General features: G+C 30.2%; 10 protein-coding genes. 9 read left to right on the top strand and 1 reads right to left on the bottom strand.

All coding sequences use genetic code 11. The features are described 5' to 3' along the window. The first annotated feature begins 23 nt into the window (after positions 1-23). The 7 genes from ACQRD5_RS15975 to ACQRD5_RS15945 all read left to right on the top strand — a co-directional run bounded on the left by ACQRD5_RS15975 (position 24) and on the right by ACQRD5_RS15945 (position 6,166). Positions 24-767, top strand: coding sequence for an ABC transporter permease (locus ACQRD5_RS15975; RefSeq protein ID WP_427747031.1), 744 nt, complete (start codon positions 24-26; stop codon positions 765-767). A gap of 228 nt (positions 768-995) precedes the next feature. After that, a complete protein-coding gene (gene rsxC / locus ACQRD5_RS15970) occupies positions 996-2,318 on the top strand; it encodes an electron transport complex subunit RsxC (protein WP_320900043.1) in 1,323 nt (440 codons plus the stop codon). Between the two features lie 65 nt (positions 2,319-2,383). Then, positions 2,384-3,397: an RnfABCDGE type electron transport complex subunit D gene (locus tag ACQRD5_RS15965; protein WP_320900051.1), complete on the top strand. Its 1,014-nt coding sequence runs from the start codon at positions 2,384-2,386 to the stop codon at positions 3,395-3,397. Next, positions 3,390-4,019, top strand: a complete 630-nt coding sequence (locus ACQRD5_RS15960) for an RnfABCDGE type electron transport complex subunit G (RefSeq protein ID WP_294169885.1) — start codon at positions 3,390-3,392, stop codon at positions 4,017-4,019. The genes ACQRD5_RS15965 and ACQRD5_RS15960 overlap by 8 nt, the downstream gene beginning before the upstream one ends. Before the next feature lie 3 nt (positions 4,020-4,022). After that, the gene (locus tag ACQRD5_RS15955) at positions 4,023-4,736 is read left to right on the top strand and encodes an electron transport complex subunit E (protein WP_320900046.1); all 714 of its coding nucleotides are present in this window, start codon (positions 4,023-4,025) and stop codon (positions 4,734-4,736) included. A 2-nt stretch (positions 4,737-4,738) separates the two neighbouring features. Next, positions 4,739-5,329, top strand: a complete 591-nt coding sequence (locus ACQRD5_RS15950; protein ID WP_294169889.1) for an electron transport complex protein RnfA — start codon at positions 4,739-4,741, stop codon at positions 5,327-5,329. A 12-nt stretch (positions 5,330-5,341) separates the two neighbouring features. Continuing rightward, positions 5,342-6,166, top strand: coding sequence for an RnfABCDGE type electron transport complex subunit B (locus tag ACQRD5_RS15945; protein ID WP_427747030.1), 825 nt, complete (start codon positions 5,342-5,344; stop codon positions 6,164-6,166). A 54-nt stretch (positions 6,167-6,220) separates the two neighbouring features. On the opposite strand, the gene ACQRD5_RS15940 is transcribed toward ACQRD5_RS15945, so the two are convergent. Then, positions 6,221-6,823 carry a hypothetical protein gene (locus tag ACQRD5_RS15940; RefSeq protein ID WP_320899836.1) on the bottom strand — a complete coding sequence of 201 codons (603 nt, stop codon included), beginning with the start codon at positions 6,821-6,823 and terminating at the stop codon, positions 6,221-6,223. 145 nt (positions 6,824-6,968) lie between these two features. Here ACQRD5_RS15940 and ACQRD5_RS15935 point away from each other — a divergent pair, with 145 nt between their 5' ends. Together ACQRD5_RS15935 and ACQRD5_RS15930 are read left to right on the top strand one after the other, a co-directional pair. Then, positions 6,969-7,931, top strand: a complete 963-nt coding sequence (locus ACQRD5_RS15935; protein ID WP_336624130.1) for a uracil-xanthine permease family protein — start codon at positions 6,969-6,971, stop codon at positions 7,929-7,931. A 205-nt stretch (positions 7,932-8,136) separates the two neighbouring features. Then, positions 8,137-8,994 carry a DegV family protein gene (locus tag ACQRD5_RS15930; RefSeq protein ID WP_320899838.1) on the top strand — a complete coding sequence of 286 codons (858 nt, stop codon included), beginning with the start codon at positions 8,137-8,139 and terminating at the stop codon, positions 8,992-8,994. Positions 8,995-9,129 lie beyond the last annotated feature (135 nt).

Below are 9,129 nucleotides of genomic sequence, written 5' to 3'. Positions count from 1 at the left end.
TTAATTAAAGGTGGGGAAGGTAAATGAAAGAATTGAAGAAAATTTGGATTTTCATTAAGGGATTTATAATATTAAATATTCTTTGGTATATATTTTCTTTACTAATGAATTCTAGAATATTACCTAGTCCACTAAAAATATATGCTAATTTACCAAACTTATTAAAAAATAATTTTTACTTACATATATTTGCCAGTCTTTATAGAGTAGGAATTGGATTATTAATAGCCTTTATTATAGGAATTACTATAGGACTTATAATGGGGTATTCTGATAAGATGAATAAATTATTAAATCCATTAATTTATTTTACATATCCCATACCTAAAATGGCTTTATTACCAATAGCTATGACTTTAGGAGGACTTGGAGATGGATCTAAGATTACTATGATAGTTTTAATTACAGTTTTTCCAATAATAGTTTCAGTAAGAGATTCAGTAATTAATGTATCTAAAGAAGATTATAATATGTTAGTAAGTTTAGGAGCAAAAAGATTAGAGTTATTTTACCATGTAACCTTACCATCTATATTACCTGATATATTAACTAATATTAGATTATCTATAGGCACAGCTTTTTCAATATTATTTTTCTCAGAAGCCTATGGAACTAGCAAAGGTGTAGGGTATTTTATACAAGATGCTTGGTCAAGAATTAATTATATAGATTTATATTCTGGAATACTTATATTAAGTATATTAGGATTAATATTATTTATAATTATAGATTATATTGAAAATATAGTTTGTAGATGGAAGAGATAATATATTAATAATTTTATATGATAGACCACTTTTTCTATGAATAATAGAGAAGTGGTTTTTTTAATAAGATAATTTAAATAATATTTTCTATTAAATAATTATTTTAAAAGTACAATAAATTGGAAAAATTGTAATAATGAGAAAAAATTGTACATAACTAATTGTTAAATTATGGGCTTAGGAATATAATTAAAGTATCAAAAAAATTATTAGTAAAGGGTTGAGTTTATGAAATTAGGTACATTTAAAGGTGGGGTTCATCCAAAGGATGGGAAGGATATATCTAAAAATACTCCAATAAAGGAGATTTTGCCTAAGGGAAATTTAGTATACCCTATTTCTCAGCATATAGGAGCACCAGCAAAACCAATAGTAGCTGTAGGAGATAAAGTACTAGTAGGTGAAAAAATAGGAGAAGCCACTGGATTTATTTCAGCAAATATAATATCTTCAGTATCTGGTACAGTAAAGGCTATTGAACCAAGACTTAATGTTTCCGGTAATAAAATTATGTCGATTATTATCGAAAATGATAACGAATACAAGGCTGCTGAGGGCATTGGGAATAAAAGAGATTACACCAAGCTTTCTAAGGAGGAAATAAGAAATTATATTAAAGAAGCAGGAATAGTAGGGCTAGGTGGGGCTGGTTTTCCAACTCATGTTAAGCTTACACCAAAGGATGACAATGATATTGATTATGTAATTGTAAATGCTGTAGAGTGTGAACCTTATTTAACTTCAGATTACAGAATTATGCTTGAAATGCCTGAAAAAATAATTGGAGGACTTAAAGTTATTTTAAGTTTATTTCCAAAAGCAAAAGGAATAATTGCAATTGAAGATAATAAGCCAGAAGCAATAAAAATTCTTCGTGCAGCAATAGAAGGTGAAAATAATATTTCAGTTAAGGTTCTTAAGACTAAATATCCACAAGGAGCAGAACGTATGGTGATTTATGCAACAACTGGAAGAAAAATTAATTCTAATATGCTTCCCTCAGATGCAGGTTGTGTTGTTGATAATGTAGATACTGTGGTTGCAATATATATGTCTGTTTGTGAATCTACACCTCTTATGAGAAAAATAATTACTGTAACAGGAGATGCTATTAATAATCCTAGAAACTTTTCAGTAAAAATAGGTACAAACTATTCTGAACTTCTTGAAGAAGCAGGAGGATTTAAAGAAAGACCTGAAAAGATTATTTCAGGGGGACCTATGATGGGAACTGCTATATATTCTCTTGATATTCCAGTAACTAAAACTACTTCAGCACTTTTATGTTTTTTAAAAGATGAAGTAGCAGAAAATGAACCTACAGCATGTATTCGTTGTGGAAGATGTGTGGAAGTTTGTCCAAGCAATCTTATACCACAAAAGGCAATTGAAACTATAGAAGGATTAGATAATGAATCCTTTATAGCTATTAATGGTATGGAATGCTATGAATGTGGAAGTTGTACTTATATTTGTCCTGCTAAAAGAAGAATAACTCAAGCTTTTAAACAAAGTAGGAAAAGCGTATTAGATAGTAGGAAAAAGAAATAATATTAATTTTATTTTATAAATACTTAGGGGAAATGAAATATTTATGGGGAAAGGAATTATCTAAAATGAGTGAATTATATAACGTATCAGCATCACCTCATGTGAGAAGTAAAGAAAGTACTAAAACAATAATGGCTGATGTTGCAATTGCATTAATCCCAGCTGGTTTATTTGGAATATATAATTTTGGATTAAAAGCATTAATAATAATATTGGTAAGTGTTGCCACTTGTATTCTTACTGAATATATTTATGAAAAAAGAATGAATAAAGTAATTACAATAAGTGATTGTAGTGCATTAGTAACTGGTCTTTTATTAGCATATAACTTGCCATCAACTATACCTTTTTGGGTACCAATAGTAGGCGGAGTTTTTGCCATAATAATTGTTAAGCAGCTGTTTGGAGGTCTTGGACAAAATTTTATGAATCCTGCCTTAGCTGCAAGATGTTTTTTACTTATATCATTTTCAAGACTTATGACAGACTTTGGAATTGCAGCAAATAATACACTTAAAGGAATTATAATGAATGGACATGCAGCTGTAAATGGATATGCTATGGTGGATGGGGTTTCTTCAGCAACTATACTTTCAGCAGTTAAGACAGGAGGAGATTACAATTTACTTAGTATGTTCCTAGGAACAACAGGTGGGACAATTGGAGAAACATCAGTTATTGCAATTTTAATAGGAGCAATTTATCTTCTTAGAAAGAGAATAATATCTCTTAAAATTCCTATGACATATATAGGTTCATTTATTGGATTTATTATAATAATGAATCTTTTAGGAGGAAAAGGTCTTAACATAGAATACCTTATAGGAAATATTTTTGGTGGGGGGTTAATGCTTGGAGCCTTCTTTATGGCAACTGATTATGTCACTTGTCCAATAACTCCAAAAGGAAAAATAGTTTACGGAGTTTTATTAGGTTTCCTTACAGCAGTTTTTAGATTTTATGGAAGTTCAGCAGAGGGAGTTTCTTATGCTATTATAATATCTAATCTTGTGGTTCCTCTTATTGAAAAATATACTCTTCCAAAGGCATTTGGAAAGGAGGCAAGAATAAATGGCTAATAAAAAAAGTACAATAATTAAAGATACAATAATACTTTTAATTATAACTATTGTTTCTGCATTTACATTAGCAGCAGTTAATAAAGTAACAAAAGAGCCTATTGCCTATGCTAGAACTGAGGAGAAAAACAAAGCTTATAGAGGAATGTTTAAAGAAGCAGAGGCTTTTGAAACAAATGAAACTTTAGTTAAAAATTGTGAGGCTTCTAAAGAATTCTTAAAATCTAAAGGCTTTAATGGAACTACAGTAAATGAAGCTTTAATTGCTAAATCAAAGAATGAAGCTATTGGCTATATATTAAATGCTACCTCACCCAATGGTTATGGTGGAAATATTGAAATATCTCTAGGACTTGATAAGGAAGGAAAGATCCAAGGCTTTGAAATACTTTCAATTAGTGAAACAGTAGGACTTGGTATGAAGGCTAAAGATGATGAATTTAAATCACAATTTGCAGGGAAAAATGTTAAAGAAATAAAATATACGAAGTCAGGTGCATCAGCTGAAGATGAAATAAATGCTATAAGTGGAGCTACTATTACAACTTCTGCTGTAACTGAAGCTGTAAATTCAGCACTAGTATTTGCTAAAGAAAATATTTTAGGTAAGGAGGCTTTTTAATAAATGAATAAGTGTACAGAACGTATTTATAATGGAGTAATTAAAGAAAATCCTACTTTTGTAATGATGCTTGGAATGTGTCCTACTATGGCAGTTACTACTGCAGCAATTAATGGAATAGGAATGGGTCTTTCAACAACTGCAGTTTTAGTAGCCTCTAATTTACTTATATCAATGCTTAGAAAAGTAATACCAGATAAAGTTAGAATGCCTGCGTATATAGTTATAGTTGCATCCTTTGTTACAGTAGTAGAAATGTTACTTGAAGCATATTTTTATGAAAGCTTATATAAATCTCTTGGTATATATATACCTCTTATAGTTGTTAACTGTATAATACTTGGAAGAGCAGAAGCTTATGCAGCTAAAAATGATGTAGTATCCTCTGTTTTTGATGGAATTGGTATGGGACTTGGGTTTACATTAGGACTTTTAGTTATTGGTGCAGTAAGAGAATTATTAGGAAGTGGTATGCTTTTTGGTTTTAAAGTACTTCCAGCTTCCTATGAACCGGTATCCATATTTGTGCTTGCCCCAGGAGCTTTCTTTGTAATTGCATTTTTAACAGCACTTCAAAATAAATTTAATGCACCTAGTGATACTAATAAGAAAGATACATCATCAGATCATTGTAGTACAGGCTGTGCAGGATGTGGAATTCAAGGATGTAGCTCAAAAATAGAAATAGCTAATGGAATTGATGAAGGAGGTAAATAATTATGGTACAAAACTTAATTTTAGTTTTAATAACTACAATCTTTATAAATAATGTATTACTTAATCAATTCCTAGGTCTTTGTTCCTTCTTAGGAGTTTCAAAAAAGACAGAGACAGCTGTTGGAATGGGAGGAGCAGTTATTTTTGTTATAACTCTTTCTTCTGCAATAACTAATCTTATTTATAACTTTATACTTGTAAAACTAAACTTAGAATATATGAAGACTATTGTATTTATAGTAGTAATAGCTGCATTAGTTCAATTAGTTGAAATGATACTAAAAAAATATATTCCTAGTTTATATAAGGCTCTTGGAGTTTACCTTCCTCTTATAACTACAAATTGTGCAGTTCTTGGAGTTGCCCTTACAAATGTACAAGTACAATATACAAGCAACCTTCAAAGCTTTATTTTTAGTATAGTATCAGGATTTGGTACCTCTGTAGGATATTTAGTTGCAATTTTAATACTTGCAGGTATAAGAGAGAGAATAGAACATAATGATATACCGGAATCTTTTAAAGGAATGCCAATAGTAATAATATCTGCAGGACTTATGGCAATTGCTTTTATGGGATTTGCTGGACTGTAGGGGGGAGCGAAAATGGGAGAGATAATTATAGCAACTGCTGTTTTAGGAGGAATTAGTATTATTATAGGTGTCCTTCTTGGAATTGCAGGAGAGAAGTTACAAGTAGAAGTAGATGAGAAAGAATTACAGGTTCGTGAACTCCTTCCTGGTAATAACTGTGGAGGATGTGGCTATCCAGGTTGTGATGGGTTAGCTAAGGCTATAGCATCTGGAGAAGCTGCAGCTGATAGTTGTCCAGTTGGAGGGGCAGCAGTAGCTAATCAAATAAGTGAAGTTATGGGAGTTGTCTTAGAAGAGAGCGAAAAAAGAGTAGCCTTTGTAAGATGTGGAGGCACTTCTGAAAAATCTAAGAAAAAATATAATTATTATGGAATAGAAGATTGTTCTAAGGCTGTAATTGCACCAGGGGGAGGAGATAAAGGATGTTCTTATGGATGCTTAGGTTATGGTTCTTGTGTAAGAGAATGTTTATTTGATGCCATTCATATAATAGATGGAATAGCTGTAGTGGATAAAGAAAAATGTGTTGCTTGTGGAAAATGTATAAAAGCATGTCCTAAGAACCTTATAGAAATGATTCCATATAGTGCTGAATATCAAGTTCAATGTATGTCTAATGACAAGGGGAAAGAAGTTAAATTAGCATGTGATACAGGATGTATAGGTTGTAAACTATGTACTAAAGTATGCGAAAGTGATGCTATAACAGTAGAAAATAATTTAGCAAAAATAGACTATGATAAATGCATAAACTGTGGAAAATGTGCTGAAAAGTGCCCAGTTAAGATTATTAAATATAGTAGTACCATTGATTCAAACATTAAGATATCAGTTTAATATAATAATTATTTAAATAAAAATAAGCTATTAGTTAATTAAAAATCTAGTAGCTTATTTTTTTTGAAGAAGTGTTTTAATTTCATTTATTTCCTTGGTTAATTCATATACTTGTTTTTCTAATTCTTCTATTTTATTGGAATTACCTTTTGAGTTAGAGCTTCTTGATGAACTTTGAGAATTTGATCCATTTGAAGGACCCTGTGCATTAGCTGTATTTGCCGTATAGGCAGCTGTACTTGGTGAGGAAGAGCTACAAAAAGGATTAACAATATTATAATTTCTAGCTTCATAATATCTACCTGGCCCTGCTTGAAAATATTGTTGCTGAGCATTATAAGTTAAGATAGCTTGCCCAACTAATTGTAGCCAGTTGCCAATGGAATTTTGAACGTTAAAGGGAACACTTCCAGCTACTATATTTCCAAGTATTTCACCTATAATTATAAAAAGTTCAGGGTGCAGGGTTTGGAAACCGTTTGGTATATCATTACAGCCATAGTAATTAGAATTACTATTGTTGTTATTACTACTATTATCAGTAGTATTATTATTCTCATCATTATTATTGCTATTATTACTGTTTCCATCGCAATAATTAGTATAACCGCAAGCTCTAAATAAATCTTCGAAATTTCCCCAGCCATTAAAATTCATATTTTTACCTCATTAAAAGTGATTATATTTATTATATTAAATCTATAATTAAAAAGTACTAGCATAATTTAGTTATCATCGTCAATATAAATGTAAGATAAAATGATTTAGAAGTTTTTGCTATTAATAGAAGTGGTTTCAATGTATAATAAAACATGTTGTAACAGGAACAGTTGTTTTAATATTAGGTTTATCATTAATACCAATAGGAATGCAATTTATAGGTAGAGGTGTTGGAACACAAGGCGACCCAAGCTTTGGTAATATAAATAATATTATAATTGCTATAATAGTTTTTTTAGTTATAATTCTCTTAAAGCAATTTACTAAGGGATTTTGGAGTATTTCATCTATATTAATAGGTATAATTGTTGGCTACCTTGTTGCTTTTGCCTTTGGTATGGTTGATTTTTCAGGAGTTGCTGAAGCTAGTTGGTTTTCAATTCCAAAGCCAATATTTATGATAGAAGATTTAAATTATACTTTCAAAATTGAAGCTATTATACCATTTTTATTAGTTTATTTAGCAACTACAGTAGAAACTATTGGCGACAATACAGGAATTGCAGTAGGGGGATTAGGAAGAGATATAACAGATGATGAATTGCAAGGGGCAGTTCATGCAGATGGTTTTGGTTCAGTAGTAGCAACTTTATTTGGAGTAATGCCAAATACATCTTTTAGCCAAAATGTTGGACTAGTAGCAATGACTAAGATAGTAAATAGATTTGTACTAATGACTGGTGCAGCATTTCTAATGTTATGTGCATTTATTCCTAAGTTAGGAGCTATAGTAGCTTCAATTCCTAATCCAGTTTTAGGTGGAGCAGTATTACTAATGTTTGCAATGATAAGTATAAGTGGTCTTAATTTGTTAACAGAAGAAGGAAAAATTTCAGAAAGAACAGGACTTATTGTTGCTGCCTTATGTGCAGTAGGATTAGGATTAAGCAATTGTCCAGAAGTAATGCAACACTTACCATCATGGTTCCAAAGTATGTTTAGTCAAGCTATAGTTGGTGGATTTGTAACAGCTACAATATTAAATATAGTTTTACCTAAAGATTCGGTAGAAAAAGACAATAAGATAGAAAAAACATTAGCATAAAATGTACAAAATAAATATATAAAATAAGAACTATTGTTTTATTAATTTTATTAATTAGACAATAGTTCTTTTAATTTACATAGCTTCTTATGAATAAAAACTTTGAAAATAAAACTATTACATTATAAAAATAATGATATAATATACCTAAGTTATTTAGAAAATAATTCCTAAATAGGGTATTAATATAGAAGGAGGAAAGAAAATGAGTAATATTATTTTAGTGGCGGAAACAGGCTCAGATATTCCAAAGGACATTGCAGAAGAATTGGGGATTTTTCTTGTTCCAATGCATGTTACCATGGGAGAGAATACTTACGATGATGGAACTTTTCCAGTAGAGGATATTTGTGAGTATTATAATAATACAAATAAAGTACCAAAAACCAGTGGAAGCTCTCCACAGGATTTTATAAAAATATTTGATGAAATTCATAGTTTATATCCAAATAAGCAAATACTACATCTAGCATATTCTGCTGTAACAACTTGCTCTTATCAAAGTGCAATAATAGCAGCTGAAAATAGAGATTACGTTACAAGTTATGATACTAAGAATGTATCAATAGGACAAGCAGCCATTGTAATTAAAACAGATAGATATTTAAAAGAAAATCCAAAGGTAACTATGGAGGAACTGTTAAAAGAAGTAGATAAAATACGTGATAGTTGTCAAATGTCTTTTGTTCCTGCTGAATTAGAGTATCTTAGAGCTGGAGGACGTGTAAGTAATGCAGCCTTTATAGGTGGGAAAATCCTAAGGATACATCCAGCAATTGAAATTGAAAATGGATACTTAGTAGCTAAGAAAAAGTATAGAGGAAAAATGGAAAGTATAGTTGAAAAATTAATAGAGGACTTTGACTATATTAAGAATTTAGATAAAAAAGAACTATACTTATTATGGTCCATAGGATTATCACAAGAGGTTCGTAAAATAGCTGAAGAGAAGGCAAAGAAAATAGGATTTGAAATAATTAAATGGATGCAGACAGGCTGTGTAATTACATCTCATGGAGGTCCAGGATCCTTTGGAATTGTAGGCTTTTCTAAAGAAGTCTAAGAATTAAATTATATTATAATAACCATTAAGTATAGACATTAATAACTTTATAATATATGTCTATACTTCTTTTGTGAAAAAATTTATTTATTTTAAATATTAAGCAAAAAATGGTATTATGTAAATATTAAAATA

It is taken from the genome of Clostridium sp. SGI.024 (assembly GCF_050315195.1).
In the GTDB taxonomy this organism is placed as follows: domain Bacteria; phylum Bacillota; class Clostridia; order Clostridiales; family Clostridiaceae; genus Clostridium.
This window is presented reverse-complemented; position numbering and strand designations above follow the sequence as displayed.